Annotated in this window: 16 protein-coding genes; 10 read left to right on the top strand and 6 right to left on the bottom strand. The window is 70.1% G+C overall.

The window, feature by feature from the left end:
- Window positions 1-11: 11 nt before the first annotated feature.
- The 5 genes from AC1DK4_RS16095 to pobA form a co-directional block, all read right to left on the bottom strand.
- On the bottom strand, window positions 12-713 hold the full coding sequence (locus tag AC1DK4_RS16095; RefSeq protein WP_441623959.1) for an ABC transporter ATP-binding protein: 702 nt from the start codon (window positions 711-713) through the stop codon (window positions 12-14).
- Window positions 706-1,458, bottom strand: coding sequence for an ABC transporter ATP-binding protein (locus tag AC1DK4_RS16090; RefSeq protein WP_441623957.1), 753 nt, complete (start codon window positions 1,456-1,458; stop codon window positions 706-708). The genes AC1DK4_RS16095 and AC1DK4_RS16090 overlap by 8 nt, the downstream gene beginning before the upstream one ends.
- Window positions 1,455-2,489, bottom strand: a complete 1,035-nt coding sequence (locus tag AC1DK4_RS16085; RefSeq protein WP_441623955.1) for a branched-chain amino acid ABC transporter permease — start codon at window positions 2,487-2,489, stop codon at window positions 1,455-1,457. The genes AC1DK4_RS16090 and AC1DK4_RS16085 overlap by 4 nt, the downstream gene beginning before the upstream one ends.
- A complete protein-coding gene (locus AC1DK4_RS16080; protein ID WP_441623965.1) occupies window positions 2,486-3,352 on the bottom strand; it encodes a branched-chain amino acid ABC transporter permease in 867 nt (288 codons plus the stop codon). Before AC1DK4_RS16080 ends, AC1DK4_RS16085 begins: the two co-directional genes overlap by 4 nt.
- 105 nt (window positions 3,353-3,457) lie before the next feature.
- Complete coding sequence (gene pobA / locus AC1DK4_RS16075) at window positions 3,458-4,648, bottom strand: 4-hydroxybenzoate 3-monooxygenase (protein WP_441623953.1); 1,191 nt, start codon at window positions 4,646-4,648, stop codon at window positions 3,458-3,460.
- 229 nt (window positions 4,649-4,877) lie between these two features.
- Here pobA and AC1DK4_RS16070 point away from each other — a divergent pair, with 229 nt between their 5' ends.
- From AC1DK4_RS16070 to AC1DK4_RS16035, 8 genes are all read left to right on the top strand, one after another.
- On the top strand, window positions 4,878-5,801 hold the full coding sequence (locus tag AC1DK4_RS16070; protein WP_441623951.1) for an aldo/keto reductase: 924 nt from the start codon (window positions 4,878-4,880) through the stop codon (window positions 5,799-5,801).
- A gap of 7 nt (window positions 5,802-5,808) precedes the next feature.
- Window positions 5,809-7,152, top strand: coding sequence for an NTP/NDP exchange transporter (locus AC1DK4_RS16065; RefSeq protein WP_441623949.1), 1,344 nt, complete (start codon window positions 5,809-5,811; stop codon window positions 7,150-7,152).
- Window positions 7,153-7,317: 165 nt separating this feature from the next.
- Window positions 7,318-7,602 (top strand): hypothetical protein, encoded by a 285-nt coding sequence (locus tag AC1DK4_RS16060; RefSeq protein WP_441623947.1) that lies wholly within the window; start codon window positions 7,318-7,320, stop codon window positions 7,600-7,602.
- A 147-nt stretch (window positions 7,603-7,749) separates the two neighbouring features.
- Window positions 7,750-8,145: a mechanosensitive ion channel protein MscS gene (locus AC1DK4_RS16055; RefSeq protein WP_441623945.1), complete on the top strand. Its 396-nt coding sequence runs from the start codon at window positions 7,750-7,752 to the stop codon at window positions 8,143-8,145.
- A gap of 411 nt (window positions 8,146-8,556) precedes the next feature.
- Window positions 8,557-9,552 carry a Bug family tripartite tricarboxylate transporter substrate binding protein gene (locus AC1DK4_RS16050; RefSeq protein WP_441623944.1) on the top strand — a complete coding sequence of 332 codons (996 nt, stop codon included), beginning with the start codon at window positions 8,557-8,559 and terminating at the stop codon, window positions 9,550-9,552.
- Between the two features lie 29 nt (window positions 9,553-9,581).
- Window positions 9,582-10,934, top strand: a complete 1,353-nt coding sequence (locus AC1DK4_RS16045) for an acyclic terpene utilization AtuA family protein (RefSeq protein ID WP_441623942.1) — start codon at window positions 9,582-9,584, stop codon at window positions 10,932-10,934.
- Between the two features lie 10 nt (window positions 10,935-10,944).
- Window positions 10,945-11,295, top strand: a complete 351-nt coding sequence (locus AC1DK4_RS16040; RefSeq protein ID WP_441623940.1) for an AtuA-related protein — start codon at window positions 10,945-10,947, stop codon at window positions 11,293-11,295.
- Between the two features lie 136 nt (window positions 11,296-11,431).
- The gene (locus tag AC1DK4_RS16035; RefSeq protein WP_441623938.1) at window positions 11,432-12,415 is read left to right on the top strand and encodes a bifunctional helix-turn-helix transcriptional regulator/GNAT family N-acetyltransferase; all 984 of its coding nucleotides are present in this window, start codon (window positions 11,432-11,434) and stop codon (window positions 12,413-12,415) included.
- Window positions 12,416-12,440: 25 nt separating this feature from the next.
- On the opposite strand, the gene AC1DK4_RS16030 is transcribed toward AC1DK4_RS16035, so the two are convergent.
- Window positions 12,441-13,250 carry an IclR family transcriptional regulator gene (locus tag AC1DK4_RS16030; protein ID WP_441623936.1) on the bottom strand — a complete coding sequence of 270 codons (810 nt, stop codon included), beginning with the start codon at window positions 13,248-13,250 and terminating at the stop codon, window positions 12,441-12,443.
- A gap of 284 nt (window positions 13,251-13,534) precedes the next feature.
- On the opposite strand from AC1DK4_RS16030, the gene AC1DK4_RS16025 reads away from it, so the two are divergent.
- Window positions 13,535-14,641, top strand: coding sequence for an S-(hydroxymethyl)glutathione dehydrogenase/class III alcohol dehydrogenase (locus tag AC1DK4_RS16025; RefSeq protein ID WP_441623934.1), 1,107 nt, complete (start codon window positions 13,535-13,537; stop codon window positions 14,639-14,641).
- Between the two features lie 13 nt (window positions 14,642-14,654).
- Window positions 14,655-15,506 carry an S-formylglutathione hydrolase gene (gene fghA / locus AC1DK4_RS16020; RefSeq protein ID WP_441623932.1) on the top strand — a complete coding sequence of 284 codons (852 nt, stop codon included), beginning with the start codon at window positions 14,655-14,657 and terminating at the stop codon, window positions 15,504-15,506.
- Window positions 15,507-15,514: the final 8 nt, after the last annotated feature.

Genomic DNA, 15,514 nt, shown 5'->3' with positions numbered 1-15,514 from the left:
GCAGCCATGGCTCAGGCAACGCCCAGCATCCGGTCCAGCTTGCCCTTGTCCGCCAGCAACTCCGCGCTGGTCGATTCATGTACCACCCTGCCCCGGTCGAGCACCATGGCGCGCCGGGTCATGCCTAGCGCCAGGCGCGCATGCTGCTCCACCACGATCACCGCCATGCCGCCGTCTTCGATCAGCCGGCGAATCACCTGCTGCAATTCCTGAACAATGATAGGCGCCAAACCCTCCATCGGCTCATCCAGTAATAGTAGAGACGGGTTAACCATGAGCGCGCGTCCGATTGCAACCATTTGCTGCTCGCCTCCGGACAACTGGTTGCCCAGGTTGGCGCGCCGCTCCCGCAGGCGCGGGAAGACTTCGTAGACGCGCGCTACGTTCCAGTGCCCCGGGCGCGCCACCGCGGTGAGGTGCTCCTCCACGGTCAGCGAGGCGAACATGCAGCGCTCCTGCGGCACCCAGCCCAGGCCGGCCGCGGCGCGCTGGTGGGTGGCCATGCGGGCCAGGTCGCGCCCCTGCCAGTGCAGGCCGCCGCGCCGCTGCCGGGTCAGGCCCATCAGCGTCATCAGCAGCGTGCTCTTGCCCACGCCATTGCGGCCCAGCAAGGCCAGGCTTTCGCCTGCCTGCAACGTGAAGCCGATGTCGTCGATCACCACGGCGTCGCCATAGCCCGCCGCCAGGCCCTCCACCCGTAGCAGCTCAGTCATGCGCGGCCTCCCCGAGGTAGACCTCCTTCACGCGCGGGTCGGCGCCGATCTGCGCCGGCGTGCCTTCGACCAGCACGCGGCCGCCCACCAGCACCGTGATGCGCTCGGCAAAGCGGAATACCAGGTCCATGTCGTGCTCGATGAAGAGGATGGTGATATCGCGCGGCAGGGCGGCAATCACGCCGAACAGCTCCGCGCTCTCGCCGGCCGGGATGCCGGCGGCGGGTTCGTCCAGCAGCAGGATGGCCGGCCGCGTGGCCAGCGCCAGCGCAATCTCCAGCAGGCGCTGCTTGCCGTAAGGCAGGTTGCGCGTCGCGGTATCGGCGTCGGCGTCGAGACGCAGGCTGGCCAGCACGGCCATGGCTTCGTCCGCCAGCGCGCGCTGCGAGGCTACGGTGCGGCCCCAGATGCGCCAGGCGCCGCTGCGCTCGGCCACGGCCAGCACCACCGATTCCAGCACCGTCAGCCCCGGGAACAGGGTGTTGATCTGGAAGGTGCGCGTCATGCCGCGACGCACGCGCGCGTGCTGGGGCAGCCTGGTGATGTCCTCGTCGCCGAGCCAGATGCTGCCGGCGGTGGGCGGCAGCGCCCCGGTGAGCAGGTTGATGAAGGTGGTCTTGCCCGCGCCGTTCGGCCCGATCAGCGCATGGCGGGCGCCAGGCGCGAAGCGCAGGGAGATATCGCTGTTGGCGGCAAAGCCGCCCCAGGACCTGGACAGGCCTTCGGTACGCAGCATCGCGGTCATGGCTGCCCCTTGCGCGCGACGCGCCCGAGGGCGCCGCGCACCACGTCGATGGCCCCCATCAGGCCACCGCGCGCAAACAGCACGATCACCACCAGCAGCAGGCCGATCCAGAACTGCCAGTAGACCGGATCGATGCCGGCCAGCACATCCTGCGCGATCATGAAGGCCGCCGCCCCCAGCAAGGCGCCATACAGCCGCCCGGTGCCGCCCAGCACCAGCATCACCAGCAGTTCCGCCGAGCGCGGAAAGCCCAGCACGTCCATGCCGACGAACTGGGTGGTCTGCGCCAGCAGGCCGCCCGCCACGCCCGCCAGCGCCGCCGCCACGGCAAACACCGCGCCGAGCCGGCGCGGCACGTTCGCCCCCAGTGCCGGCATCCGGCGTGCCCCTTCGCGCAGGCCGCGCAGCGACAGTCCGAACGGCGACTGCACCAGCCTGCGTACCAGCACGAACAGCGCGAAGGCCACCGCCAGGCTGTAGAGATAGGCCGTCTTGCCGAACAGGTCGAACTCGAACAGGCCGAGCAGCGGCGCCATGGTCACGCCCGACAAGCCATCCACGCCGCCCGTGATGAAGGCCGCCTTGTTGGCCGCCTCGAACAGCATCAGCCCGATGCCGAGCGTCACCATCAGCCGCGTGAGGTCGCCACCGCGCACCACCAGGAAACTCGCCAGCCACCCTGCCGCACCGGCCACCGCGGCGGCGGCCAGCAATCCGCTGAGCGGCTCGCCCCAGCCATGCGCGGCCAGCAGGCCGGCGGTATAGGCGCCCAGCCCGAAGAAGGCCGCGTGCCCGAGCGACACAATGCCGGCGTAGCCCAGCAGCAGGTCCAGCGAGAGCGCGAACAGCCCGGTGATCAGCACCTGGCTGCCGAGGATCAGGTAGCCCGGCAGGAGGAAAAACGCCGCCACCGGCAGCAGCCAGAACACGATCTCGCCGGGGTGCCAGCGCCCGTCCGGCAGCCGCGTGCCGCGCGCATTGCCCTTCGTGTCCGCCACGGCGGGGGCGCGGGCCTTGTCCACGGCGCTCATGCCCGCCTCCCGTAGAGGCCGGCCGGGAACAGCACCAGCAGCAGCACCATCAGCGCATAGATGACGAAGGCGCCCACCGCGGGCACGTAGTATTTGCCGGCCACGTCGGCCACGCCCAGCAGCAGCGCCGCCACCAGCGGCCCGCGGATGGTGCCCGCGCCGCCCACCGCCACCACCAGCAGGAAGTACACCATGTACTTGAGCGGGAAGGCGGGATCGAGGCCGAGCACATCGATGCCCAGCCCCCCGCCCAGCCCCGCCAGCGCGGAACCGAGCGCGAAGGTCAGGCTGAACACGCGCTCCACGTTGATGCCGAGCCCGCGCGCCGCCTGTTGGTTGTCGACCGCCGCGCGCACCTGCGCGCCGAAGCGCGTGCGCGCGACCAGCCAGCCCAGCGCGGCGGTGATCGCCACCACCACGCCAATCAGGAACAGCCGGTAGGCGCCAAGGTCCAGCCCGCCGAGGCGCACCTGCCCGCGCAGGAAGCCCGGCAGTTCCACCGGCTGCTGCCCGGGCCCGAACAGGTAGGTGGCGCCGGCGATCGACATGAAGGTCAGCCCGATCGAAAACAGCACCTGGTCGAGATGACTGGCGCGGTAAAGCCGCCGGTACAGGGTGCGCTCCAGCACCCAGCCCACCGCCGCCGCCCCGGCGAAGGCCAGCGGCAGCGTAGCCAGGAATGGCACCCCGGCCCGGCTCATCAGCACCACCGCCACGTAGCCGCCGAACATGGCGAAGGCGCCGTGCGCCAGGTTGACGAAGTTCATCAGCCCCATGGTGACCGACAGCCCCACGCTGATCAGGAACAGCAGGCAGCCATAGGCCACGCCGTCGAACAGTACCCCGGCCAGCGTGCCGGTCATGGCCGGCCCGCCCCGGGCTGCGGTGGCTGCGATGCCGGTGTCGGTGGCGATGCGGGGCAACCGCGCTGTGTCATGAAAACCTCCTGTTGTGCTGATTGGGCCGGCTTATTCGCCCTCGATACGGGCAAACGGCAGGCCGACGTAGTTTTCCGCAAGCGCCGCGGCGGCGGCCGGCGACGCCGCAACGTACTCCAGTTCCGCGCGCTGCAGTCGCGCCATGAACGGGGTGTGATCCGGAAAGCGGTGCAGCAGCGCTGTCATCCACCACGAGAAATGCTCGGCGCGCCAGACCCGCCGCAGGCAGGTCGCGGAGTAGGCGGCGAGCAGATCTCCACGCCCGTCGCGGTAGTGCGCAGCCAGCGCATGCGCCAGCGTGCGTACGTCCGCCACCGCCAGGTTCATGCCCTTGGCGCCGGTCGGCGGCACGATATGCGCTGCGTCGCCGGCCAGGAACAGCCGTCCGTGCTGCATCGGCTCGACCACATGGCTGCGCATCGGCGTCACCCCCTTCTGCAGCACCGCCCCCTCGTTGAGGCGCCAGCCGTCGCCGGTCTCGAGGCGCGCGTGCAGCTCCTGCCAGATGCGCGCGTCCGGCCACTGCGCAAGATCCTCGTCGGGACGGCATTGCAGGTAGAGCCGCGTGATCTCGGGCGAGCGCATCGAGAACAGCGCGAAGCCGCGCTCGTGGCTGGCGTAGATCAGTTCCTGCGCGGCAGGCGCGGCCTGCGCCAGGATGCCGAGCCAGGCAAACGGGTAGCTGCGCTCGAACAGCTGCAGCGCGGCGACCGGGATGGCCTGCCGGGACACCCCGTGGAAGCCGTCGCAGCCAGCGATGTAGTCGCAATGCAGGGTGCGGCCGCGCCCGCCGTGCCGGAACGTGACGAAGGGCGCATTGCCGCCGATGTCGTGCAGCGCCACCTCGCCGGCCTCGAAGTACAAGGGCGCGCCATCCGCCAGGCGCGCGGCGATCAGGTCCTTGACCACCTCGTGCTGGCCGTACACCGTGATGGCGCGGCCGCCCGTCGGCCCGGACAGGTCGATGCGATGGCGCCTGCCGCCGAACAGGAGGTCGATGCCGTCGTGCCGCATGCCCTGGCTCTGCAGCCGCCCGCCCACGCCGGACGCCACCAGCAGGTCCACCGTGTTCTGCTCCAGCACACCGGCGCGGATGCGCGCCTCCACGTGCCGGCGGCTGCGGTCCTCCAGCACCACGGCATCGATGCCGGCGCGGCGCAGCAGATGCCCGAGCAGCAGGCCCGCCGGGCCGGCGCCGATGATCGCTACCTGGGTGCGCATGGTGGTGTCTGGTCTCCCCTGTGGCCGGGTGGCCGCGGGCCGTGGCGAAAGGCGCCCGGCCTCTGTTGCCCGGCATTGTCAGACCCAGGATTTCATTTTGCAATCGGGTGTTGCCGCTGGCGCAAAGGCGGCGGCCAAGGCAAGCACTGCGGGAACGGCGCGCGTCCGGCCGTCAACGGGGGACTGCCTTCTGTGAGAAGATGTCCGCCTGCCTTGCAGGGAGATCGCCATGTCACCCGATCGACGCCGTTTCCTTAGCCATAGCACCTGTCTCGCCGCGGCCCTCGGCCTGTCCGGCGGCGCGTGGACCGCCACCGGGCCAACGGCGCAGGGCCCGTTGCGCCGCCCGATCCCCGGCACGCGCGACACGCTCCCCGTGATCGGCATGGGCACCGCCGACACCTTCAACGTGGGCACCGAAGCCAGCGAGCGCGCGCCGCTGGCCGAGGTGCTGGCGTTGCTGCTGCAGACGCCCGGCGCGGTGATCGACACCGCGCCGAGCTACGGCAGCGCGGAACCCGTCACCGGGGACCTGTTGCAAGGCGCGCACGCGCGCGGCAAGGTGTTCCTCGCCACCAAGATCTCCACCTCGGCCGGCAGCTCGGCGCAGGCGCAGTGGGCACAATCGCTGCGCGACCTGCACAGCGACGGCGTGGACCTGCTGCAGGTACACAACCTGATCGACTGGCGCGACAATCTGCGCTTCCTGCGCCAGCTCAAGGAACAGGGCAAGACGCGCTATATCGGCATCACCCACTACCGCGAGGACACGCACGAAGCGCTGGCGCAGATCGTGCGCGCCGAGCGGCTGGATTTTGTCCAGCTCAACTACTCCCTGGCCGAGCGCAACGCCGAGCGCGCGCTGCTGCCGCTGTGCCAGGAGCGCGGCGTGGCGGTGCTGGTCAACCGCCCGTTCCAGGACGGCCGCCTGTTCCGCACCGTCAAGGACCGCGCGCTGCCGCCGCTGGCCGCCGAGATCGACTGCGCCTCCTGGGGCCAGTTGTTCCTGAAATTCATCGTCAGCCATCCGGCCGTGACCGCGGCCATCCCCGCCACGTCCAAGCCGAAGAACATGCAGGACAACCTTGGCGCCGGCCTTGGCCGCATGCCCGACGCTCGCCAGCGCGCGCAGATCGCCGCGCTGCTGGCGTGAGCGCGCCATGACCGGCACCGCGCGCGCGGCCCGCCACGGGCTAGGCATCCAGCCCGGCGAGGGCAGCGCCGTGGCAGCCGGCTTCCTGTTCTTCTTCTGCCTGTTCGCCAGCTATTTCATGTTGCGCCCGGTGCGCGAAACCATGGGCATCGCCGGCGGCGTGCAGAATCTGCAGTGGCTGTTTACCGCCACCTTCGTGGTGATGCTGGTGGCCATCCCCATCTACGGGCTGTGCAGCGCGCGCTTGCAGCGCCGCCGCTTCGTGCCGTGGGTCTACGCTTTCTTCGTGGCCAACCTGGTGGCATTCGCGCTGGCCACGCGCGCAGTACCTGACAGCATCTGGATGGCGCGGGCGTTCTACGTCTGGCTGTCGGTGTTCAACCTGTTCGTGGTGTCGGTGGCATGGAGCCTGATGGCGGACGTATTCCGTCCCGGCCAGGCACGGCGCCTGTTCGCGCTGCTGGCAGCGGGCGCCAGCGCAGGCGGGCTGGCCGGTCCGCTGCTGGGCGGCTGGCTGGTCCCGCGCATCGGCCTGACCGGGCTGATGCTGCTGTCGGCGGCGCTGCTGGCGACAACGCTGCCGGGCGCGGGCTTCCTGTTCGGCTGGCGCAAGCGCGCCGGCGCGGGCGTGGCCAGGGCGGACGATCCGGTGGTGGCGCAGGATCCGGCCAAGCCCATCGGCGGCGGGCTGTGGGCCGGACTCACGCTGGTGGCACGCTCGCGCTACCTGCTTGGCATCAGCCTGTTCGTGATCCTGCTGGCTACCGCCAGCACCTTCCTCTACTTCGAGCAGGCCAGGCTGGTGGCACAGACCTTTCCCAGCCGCACGCAGCAGACCCAGGTGTTCAGCGCCATCGACGCCATCGTGCAGGCGCTGACCATCCTGGTGCAGGTCTTCTTCTCAGGACGCATTGCGCGGCGCTATGGCGTGACCCTGCTGCTGAGCGCGGTGCCGCTTTCGGTGGCCGCCGGCTTCCTGGTACTGGCGCTGTGGCCGGCCTTCGGCGTGCTGGCCGCGGTAATGGTCCTGCGCCGCGTGGGCGAGTACGCCCTGCTGCGGCCCGGCCGCGAGATGCTGTTTACCGTGGTGGACGCCGAGACCAAGTACAAGGCCAAGAACGTGATCGACACCGCCGTCTACCGTGCCGGCGACGCGATCAGCGCCTGGATCAAGACAGCCATCGATGCCCTCTCCGGCCACCCCGCCGTGGTGGCGCTGACCGGCGCGGCGCTGGCGCTGGCCTGGGCATGGCTGGGCTGGTGGCTGGGACGGCAGCATGAAGGCCATGCCGGGGCGGCACTGCCGGCGGCCGGACAGGAACCGGCACCCGGCGGCACAGGCAGGGCATGACGCGACCGGAGCCGGGGCACGGCGGCACCCGGCACGCCTGCAAGGTTGCCAGCGCGGCAACGCCGATGCACGAATCCGCCTTCGTCCTGCATTGCACCGCCTCCGGCCCGCTGATAATGGTGACGGAATATTACTAACCAAGCACCGAGGATTCGAAGAACCACCATGCAATCACGCCTGCTTACCCTCAAGGCGGCCATGCTCGCCATGGCCCTGACCCTGGGCGGGGTCTCCCATGCCCAGCTGTCGCAACTCCCGCCGCCCCAGCCGCAGCGCGCCCAGGGCGAGCGCGCCACGCAAACCCCGCTGCCGCACCAGCCCGCGCCCCACAAGAAGCACAAGCACAAGCATCACCAGAAGAAAGCACCGCCGCCATCAGCCGGGACGGCCGAAGCGCCGCCGCCTGCGCCACCCCAATCGCCACCGCCGCCGGCTCGTCCGGCCCCCTGAAGGCAAGGCCGGAGAAACGGGCGTGCGCCGTCGCCCCGGCGTTACATCTGCTAACCGCGCCGTAATATTGCAGTGACACCTTGGGCTTAGGATGACCTCATGGCCAGCACGCTTGCGCTGGCCCCCATCAGGATCCAGGAGCCCGTCATGCGCAATCCCACTCGTGCCAACCGTGCAGTTCGTGTCCTCGGTGCGAGCCTGCTCGCCGCCTCGCTGCTCGCGGCCGGGCCAGCCTCGGCGCACGGGCGCGGCGACCGCGGCGATAGCGGCGCCGGCGCGGCAGCGCTGGCCATCGGTGCGCTGGTTGGCCTGGCCGTCGGCGCAGCCGTGATCAGCCAGCCGGTCGCCATGGCCGCGCCGGCGCCGGTCTACTCGCCGCCCCCGGGCTATTGCTACAGCAGCTACCACCGCGCCTACGTGCCGTGCGGTCCGCAGCCGGTACAGGCCGTGCCCTACTACCAGCAGCAGTATCCGCAGCCGTATCAGCAAGGCTACGAGCAAGGCTACCAGCAGCAATATCCGCAACCCTACTCCAGCTACTGAATCCTGGGCGGCCGCCCGGCCGCCCATGGCCGCGCTCCGCCGCGCGGCCGTCCACCGCGCAGGCAGGCGCGGCGCGGCAGCGAAGCCGCAGTGCAACGCCCCCCGACGCTAAGCACGCCCACTTGATCCAACGCACCGGCATCGCCCCTGCGCAACCGGCAGCGCGCACGCGCCGGCGCGCCCGCCCGCGGCGGTGCCGCGAGCCACTCCCCTCGGAGCCGCCGGGAGCCCGCGCAAAAATCCCCGGATTTTCATTCAATGAAAATTCGCAGCCATTGTTTGACGCTGCGAACCGCGCGTGAATAAGATCGTCGGCAAAAGATTTCAATCAACGAAATGCTGCGGCGCACCCGCGCACGCAGTGCCATCAGCGCGTGCCGCCGCTTCGGCGGCGCCTGCCAGGAGACAACGATGAACCGACGCGTCACCCTGCGCCTCGCCGCCATGGCCTGCGCCGCCCTGTGCGCCCAGCTCGTGCTGCCCGCGCAAACAGCGCATGCTGCCGACACCTATCCTGCCAAGCCGCTCCGGCTGGTGGTGCCATTCACGCCCGGCGGCACCACCGATATCCTCGCGCGCCTGGTTGCGCTCAAGCTCGGCGAGGCGCTCGGCCAGACCGTGGTGGTGGATAACCGGCCCGGCGCCGGCGGCAACATCGGCGCGGACGCCGTGGCCAAGGCCGCGCCGGACGGCTACACCCTGCTGATGGGCACGCTCGGCACCCAGGTGACCAACCAGTTCATCTACGCGCGCATGCCATACGACTCGGCCAGGGACTTCGCGCCGGTGACGCTGGTGGCCAACTCGCCCAATGTGCTGCTGACCAACGCCACGCTGCCGGTCAAGTCCGTGGCCGAGCTGGTCGCGCTGGCAAAGCAGCGGCCGGGCGGACTCAACTATGCGTCCACCAGCACCGGCGGCTCGCCGCATCTCTCGGGCGAACTGCTCGACAGCATGGCCGGGGTGAAGATGCAGCACGTGCCTTACAAGGGCGCCGCGCCCGCCATGACCGACCTGCTGGCGGGGCAGGTCAACCTCATGTATGACAACCTGCCGTCGGCGCTGGCGCAGATCCAGGCCGGCAAGGTGCGCGCGCTGGCGGTGACCAGCCCGCAGCGCGCGCCCGTGCTGCCCGACGTGCCCACCGTGGCGGAATCCGGCCTGCCCGGCTATGTGGTGAATTCCTGGTTCGGCCTGCTGGCACCGGCCGGCACGCCGCCTGCGCTGGTGACGCGGCTGCAGCAGGCGGTGGCGCGCATCCTCGCCACGCCGGAGGTCAGGCAGCGTATCGAGCAGCTCGGCGCGGTGCCGGGCGGCGACACGCCGGCCGCCTTCGCCGCCGTGATCCGCGCCGACACCGAGAAATGGTCGCGCGTGATCAGGAGCGCCGGCATCCAGGCCCAGTAGACACCCAACAGCGAACCAAGGATTCCCTCATGGCAGCAAAGACCATCCGCATCGGCTCGGGCTCGGGCTGGTGGGGCGACCGCGTCGAACCCGCGGCGCTCAGCGCGCAGCACGGCAAGCTCGACTTCCTCTGCTTCGAAACCATGGCCGAGGCCACGGTGTCCGCCGCGCAGGTGCGCAAGCGGCGCGACCCCGCCTTCGAAGGCTACGACACCTACCTCGACGAGCGCATGCGCGCGGTGCTGCCGCACTGCATTGCCCAGGGCACGCGCATCGTCAGCAACCAGGGCTGGATCAATCCGCTCGGCGCGGCGCGGCACATCGCCCGGCTGTGCGAGGAACTCGGCCTGCCCGGCGTGAAGATCGCCGCCGTCACCACCACGGACCTGACCGGCGGCATCTGCAGCCAGCCGCTGGAGATCCTGGAAAGCGGCGCGCCCATCGCCACGCTGCGCGACTCGCTGATTTCCGCCGAGCCTTACGAAGGAGCCGAGCCCATCGTGCGCGCGCTGGAAGCCGGCGCGCAGATCGTGGTCACCGGCCGCGTGGCCGATCCCTCCCTGTTCCTCGCGCCGATGATGCACAGCTTCGGCTGGGGCGCGCACGAGATCGAACTGCTGGCGCGCGGCAGCGCCATCGGCCACCTGCTCGAATGCGGCGCGCAGGTGACCGGCGGCTACTTCGGCGATCCCGGCTACAAGGACGTGCCCGAGCCCTGGAACCTTGCCTTCCCCATCGCCGAAGTGGATGCAGCCGGCACCGCCGTGATCTCCAAGGTGGCCGGCACCGGCGGCCGCATCGACCTGCAGACGGTGAAGGAACAGATGTTCTACGAGGTGCACGACCCGCGCCGCTACATCACGCCGGACGTGGTGGTGGATTTCACCACGGCGCAACTGGAACAGGTCGGCCCCGACCAGGTCCGCGTGAGCGGCGTCAGCGGATCGCCCCGCACGCCCACGCTCAAGGTCTCGCTGGGTTGCACCGAGGGCTTCATCGGCGAGGACATGTTCTTCTACGCCGGGCCCGGCTGCCTGGAGAAGGCGCGGCTGGCCAAGACCATCCTGGAGCACCGGTTCCGGCTGGCGGGGCTGGACGCGCAGGCGCTGCGCATCGACTTCCTTGGCGTCAATGCCATCCACGGGGATGCTTCGCCGGCGCCGGCCTGCGAGCCCAACGAGATCGCCGTGCGGGTGGCCGCGCGCACCCGCACCCGCGCCGAAGCGGCCAAGGTGGGCCGCGAGATCGACAGCATGGCGGTGTGCGGGCTGGCTTCCACCGGCAAGCGCGTGCCGCACCAGGAACGCACGCGCGAGATCATCGGCGTGTGGTCCGCGCTGGTGCCGCGCACGCAGGTCAGCTCCGAAATCCACTACTTTTGAGGTCCCCGCGATGAAGGTTTCACTACGGCGCCTGGCGCATACCCGATCCGGCGACAAGGGCGATATCTCCAACACCTCGGTGATTGCCTACGAACCCGCCTTCTATCCCTGCCTCAAGGCACAACTCACCGCGGACGCCTTCAAGGCGCTCTATGGCGGCGTGGTGACCGGCAAGGTCGAGCGCTTCGAGGCCGACGGCTTGCAGGTGCTGAATTTCGTCGCGCACGGCGCACTGGGCGGCGGCGTGTCGCGCAGCCTGGCGCTCGACAATTACGGCAAGGCCCTGGCCAGCGCGGTGCTGCGCTTCGAGGTCGAGGTGCCGGATGATCTGGCGCCGTTGCTGCGGGGGAAGGCCAGCTAGCCCGCCACCTGCCCGGGCCGCGGCTTTGGTGGCGCGCTGCCCGGCGCGCTGTGCGCTGTGCGCGCCGTGGAAAGGGCTTGAAGAAGTTGCGGTTCGCAACTAATATGGTTGCGAACCGCAACTTCCTGCTACCGCCATGGACCTGATCGAACCGCCGCCGCAATCGCGCGACGACACCATCGCCGCGCTTCGCACCTTCTCCCGCAAGCTCGTGCGGGAACTGGGCTTCATGCGATCCACGCTGGCGGACAGCCAGCTGTCGCCCTCGGCCGTGCACGCCATCATCGAGATCGGCCTGGCGCCGGGCATCCAGGCGCGCGACCTGGCCAGCCTGCTGCGGCTCGACAAGTCGAACACCAGCAGGCAACTGGCCAAGCTGGAATCAATGGGCCTGGTGACGCGCACGGCAGCGGACGACGATGCCCGCTCCGCGACCTTGCGCCTGACCGGCGCCGGCGCCCAACTGCGCGCCAGGATCGACCAGTTCGCCACCGAGCAGGTGTCGCGCGCGCTGCGCCGGCTCACGCCCGCCGACCAGCAATCGCTGGTACGCGCCGTGGCGATCTATGCCGATGCGCTCGCCGTCGACAACGCCAGCGCCGCCAATGCGGGCGATGCCAGCCCCGGTGCCGGCATCGTGGAGGGCTACCAGCCGGGATGCATCGGCGATATCGCAAGCCAGCATGCGCGCTTCTACGCGCAACTGGCCGGCTTCGGCAGCTTCTTCGAGCAAAAGGTGGCCACCGAACTTGCCGCCTTCGCGACCGCGCTGCCCTCGCCCGACAAGGGACTGTGGCTCTACCTCGAAGGCGGGCGGACGCAGGCGAGCATTGCCATCGATGGCGACCCTGCCAGCGGGCTGGCCCACCTGCGCTGGTTCATCGCCGATGCGTCGCTGCGCGGAACCGGCATCGGCCGGCAGCTGCTGGAACGTGCGCTGGCATTCGCCGATGCGCGCTACGCGCAGACCTACCTGTGGACCTTCCAGGGGCTGGACGCCGCGCGCCATCTCTATGAATCCGCGGGCTTCGCACTGGCGGACGAGGCGCCGGGCCGGCAATGGGGCGCCACCGTGCTGGAACAACGCTTCGTGCGCGACCGGGCCGGCCTGCGCAACTAAGCGGCACCAGCGCGGCCGCCACGTATCAGTCCACCAGGACCCTGCGCGCCCAGGCGCTGGTGATGCGGCGCGCTTCTTCCTTGAGCAGGCGCGCCATCCTGGCCTCGCGCGCCAGGATGCGCTCGCTCAGCGCAGCCACGCTCAACGCCCCCATGGGCCGGCCTTCGTAGTCCAGCAGCGGCACGGCGATGCCGCCCATCTTGTCCACCACCCAGTCCAGGAACAGCGCGTAGCCGCGGCCACGCGCAGCGTCGATCTGCTCGCTGATCACCTCCGGGGTCAGGCGCGGATAGCGCGCGCGCCGGGTCTTGCCCAGGCGGGCGCGGGCGGCGCGCTCGGCGTCGGGCATCCATGCCAGCACGGCCAGGCTGCCGGCGCCCACGCCGAGCGGGCGGCGGGTGCCGATTTCCACATAGTTGGCGCGGATCGGAAAGGTGCCCAGCTCGATATCGGCCACCACCGATTCGCCCCGGCTGGCCAGGGTCAGCACCGCCGTGTCCCCGAACGCTTCCACCAGCCGCTCCAGGCTCGGCCGCGCGAGCGCGCGCAGGTCCACGCGGCGCTGCGCCACATCGGCCAGCTGGAAGATCTCCGGGCCGATGCCAAAGCGGCGGGCGCTGTCGCGCGTGACAAAGCCTTCGGCCACCAGCAACTCCAGCAGGCGCGATGCGGTGGCGGGATCAAGGCCGGTGGCGCGCGCCACGTCGGACAGGCGACGCACCTGCGGATCGGACAAGGCGCGCAGGATCCACAGGGCACGCTGCACCGGGGAGGCGCGCGAGGCGGGGGCACCGGCCGGAGGCGGTACGGTAGGCAACGTTGGGTCGTCTGGCATGGCTTGCGCATTTAAGCGGCCGCGCCCCGTCCGGTCAATCGGGGTGATTCCGGCTTCTGCCCGGGGGCACCCGCAATTCTGGCCAAACCGGAAGCGCAGAAGGCCAAATCCGCCGCTTCGGGCGTCCGCGGCCAGCCGGATGGTCGTATATTCTTCCCTGACGAAAACATCGCCTGGCGCCCGCCCTTCCCCCGAAGCCCGGCACCGGCTATGGTTGCACGCCCCGACACCGCCCCGACACCGCGCCGGCCCGCCCGACGCCGCCACCACCAAGGAAAACGATCATGAAGACCAAAGCCGCCATCGCCTGGAAAGCCGGCGCCCCCCTGACCGTGGAAGAGGTCGACCTGGACGGCCCGCGCGCCGGCGAGGTGCTGGTGGAGATCAAGGCCACCGGCATCTGCCACACCGATTACTACACCCTGTCCGGCGCCGATCCGGAAGGCATCTTCCCGGCCATCCTCGGCCATGAGGGCGCGGGCATCGTCACCGAAGTGGGCCCGGGCGTGACCTCGCTCAAGCCCGGCGACCACGTGATCCCCCTCTACACGCCGGAATGCCGCCAGTGCAAGTTCTGCCTGTCGCGCAAGACCAACCTGTGCCAGGCGATCCGCTCCACCCAGGGCAAGGGCCTGATGCCGGACGGCACCTCGCGCTTTTCCATCGACGGCAAGCCCATCTTCCACTACATGGGCACCTCCACCTTCGCCAACCACATCGTGGTGCCGGAGATCGCGCTGGCCAAGATCCGCCCCGACGCACCGTTCGACAAGGTCTGCTACATCGGCTGCGGCGTGACCACCGGCGTGGGCGCGGTGCTGTTCACCGCCAAGGTGGAAGCGGGTGCGAACGTGGTGGTGTTCGGCCTCGGCGGCATCGGCCTGAACGTGATCCAGGCCGCCAGGATGGTCGGCGCCGACAAGATCATCGGCGTGGACCTGAACCCGGGCCGCGAGGCGATGGCGCGCAAGTTCGGCATGACCCATTTCATCAACCCGAACGACGTCGAGAACGTGGTGGACCATATCGTCCAGCTCACCGACGGCGGCGCCGACTATTCCTTCGAGTGCATCGGCAACACCAAGGTCATGCGCCAGGCGCTGGAGTGCTGCCACAAGGGCTGGGGCAAGTCGATCATCATCGGCGTGGCCGAAGCCGGCGCGGAAATCTCCACCCGTCCGTTCCAGCTGGTCACCGGCCGCGAATGGAAGGGCTCGGCCTTCGGTGGCGCGCGTGGCCGCACCGACGTGCCGAAGATCGTCGACTGGTACATGGAAGGCAAGCTCAATATCGACGACCTCATCACCCACACCCTGCCGCTGGAGCGCATCAACGAGGGCTTCGACCTGATGAAGCGCGGCGAGTCGATCCGCTCGGTCGTGCTGTACTGAGCCGGGGCGCGCCATGCTCGAACTGCTCTCCGAACACGGCTGCTTCGGCGGCGTCCAGCGCTTCTACCGGCACGCCTCGGGCACCATCGGCCTGCCGATGCGCTTCTCGGTGTTCCTGCCGCCGGCGGCCCTGGCCACGCCGGCGCGGCGCCTGCCCGCGCTGTTCTACCTGGCGGGCCTGACCTGCACCGAGGAAACCTTCATGATCAAGGCCGGCGCCCAGCGTGCCGCCGCCGAGCACGGCCTGATCCTGGTGGCGCCCGATACCAGCCCGCGCGACACCGGCATCGCCGGCGAGGCCGAGTCATGGGATTTCGGCGCCGGCGCCGGTTTCTACGTCGACGCCACGCAGGCGCCCTGGCGCCAGCACTGGCGCATGGAAAGCTACCTCACGCAGGAACTGTTCGGCATCGCCTGCACCGAGCTGCCGGCCGACCCGGAACGGGTCGGCGTGTTCGGCCACTCCATGGGCGGACACGGCGCGCTGGTGCTCGCGCAGCGCCATCCGGAGCGTTTCCGCTCGGTCTCCGCCTTCGCGCCCATCGCCGCGCCGACGCGCTGCCCCTGGGGCGAGAAGGCGTTCAGCCGCTACCTGGGCGAAGACCGTGCGGCCTGGGCCCGCTACGACGCCTCGGCGCTGATGTCGGGCCAGGCGCAGGCGCCGTTCCCGCGCGGCATCCTAGTCGACCAGGGCCTGGCCGACAAATTCCTCGCCGGGCAGCTCCACCCGGAAGCCTTCGAAGCGGCCTGCGCCGCGGCGGGCCAGCCGCTCACGCTGCGCCGGCACGAGGGCTACGACCACGGCTACTACTTCATCTCGACCTTCATCGAAGACCATATCCGGCACCACGCGGCGCAGCTCTGAGCGCTGGC

Source organism: Cupriavidus sp. 05N38 (genome assembly GCF_056397345.1).
The sequence above is the reverse complement of the archived record's forward strand: the minus strand, read 5'-3'. Positions and strand labels throughout refer to the sequence as shown.

Excerpts from the sequence above, each read along its gene's own strand:
- AC1DK4_RS16095 (WP_441623959.1), bottom strand. The coding sequence starts at position 713 with ATGACTGAGCTGCTACGGGTGGAGGGCCTGGCGGCGGGCTATGGCGAC.
- AC1DK4_RS16090 (WP_441623957.1), bottom strand. The coding sequence starts at position 1,458 with ATGACCGCGATGCTGCGTACCGAAGGCCTGTCCAGGTCCTGGGGCGGC.
- AC1DK4_RS16085 (WP_441623955.1), bottom strand. The coding sequence starts at position 2,489 with ATGAGCGCCGTGGACAAGGCCCGCGCCCCCGCCGTGGCGGACACGAAG.
- AC1DK4_RS16080 (WP_441623965.1), bottom strand. The coding sequence starts at position 3,352 with ATGACCGGCACGCTGGCCGGGGTACTGTTCGACGGCGTGGCCTATGGC.
- pobA (WP_441623953.1), bottom strand. The coding sequence starts at position 4,648 with ATGCGCACCCAGGTAGCGATCATCGGCGCCGGCCCGGCGGGCCTGCTG.
- AC1DK4_RS16070 (WP_441623951.1), top strand. The coding sequence starts at position 4,878 with ATGTCACCCGATCGACGCCGTTTCCTTAGCCATAGCACCTGTCTCGCC.
- AC1DK4_RS16065 (WP_441623949.1), top strand. The coding sequence starts at position 5,809 with ATGACCGGCACCGCGCGCGCGGCCCGCCACGGGCTAGGCATCCAGCCC.
- AC1DK4_RS16060 (WP_441623947.1), top strand. The coding sequence starts at position 7,318 with ATGCAATCACGCCTGCTTACCCTCAAGGCGGCCATGCTCGCCATGGCC.
- AC1DK4_RS16055 (WP_441623945.1), top strand. The coding sequence starts at position 7,750 with ATGCGCAATCCCACTCGTGCCAACCGTGCAGTTCGTGTCCTCGGTGCG.
- AC1DK4_RS16050 (WP_441623944.1), top strand. The coding sequence starts at position 8,557 with ATGAACCGACGCGTCACCCTGCGCCTCGCCGCCATGGCCTGCGCCGCC.
- AC1DK4_RS16045 (WP_441623942.1), top strand. The coding sequence starts at position 9,582 with ATGGCAGCAAAGACCATCCGCATCGGCTCGGGCTCGGGCTGGTGGGGC.
- AC1DK4_RS16040 (WP_441623940.1), top strand. The coding sequence starts at position 10,945 with ATGAAGGTTTCACTACGGCGCCTGGCGCATACCCGATCCGGCGACAAG.
- AC1DK4_RS16035 (WP_441623938.1), top strand. The coding sequence starts at position 11,432 with ATGGACCTGATCGAACCGCCGCCGCAATCGCGCGACGACACCATCGCC.
- AC1DK4_RS16030 (WP_441623936.1), bottom strand. The coding sequence starts at position 13,250 with ATGCCAGACGACCCAACGTTGCCTACCGTACCGCCTCCGGCCGGTGCC.
- AC1DK4_RS16025 (WP_441623934.1), top strand. The coding sequence starts at position 13,535 with ATGAAGACCAAAGCCGCCATCGCCTGGAAAGCCGGCGCCCCCCTGACC.
- fghA (WP_441623932.1), top strand. The coding sequence starts at position 14,655 with ATGCTCGAACTGCTCTCCGAACACGGCTGCTTCGGCGGCGTCCAGCGC.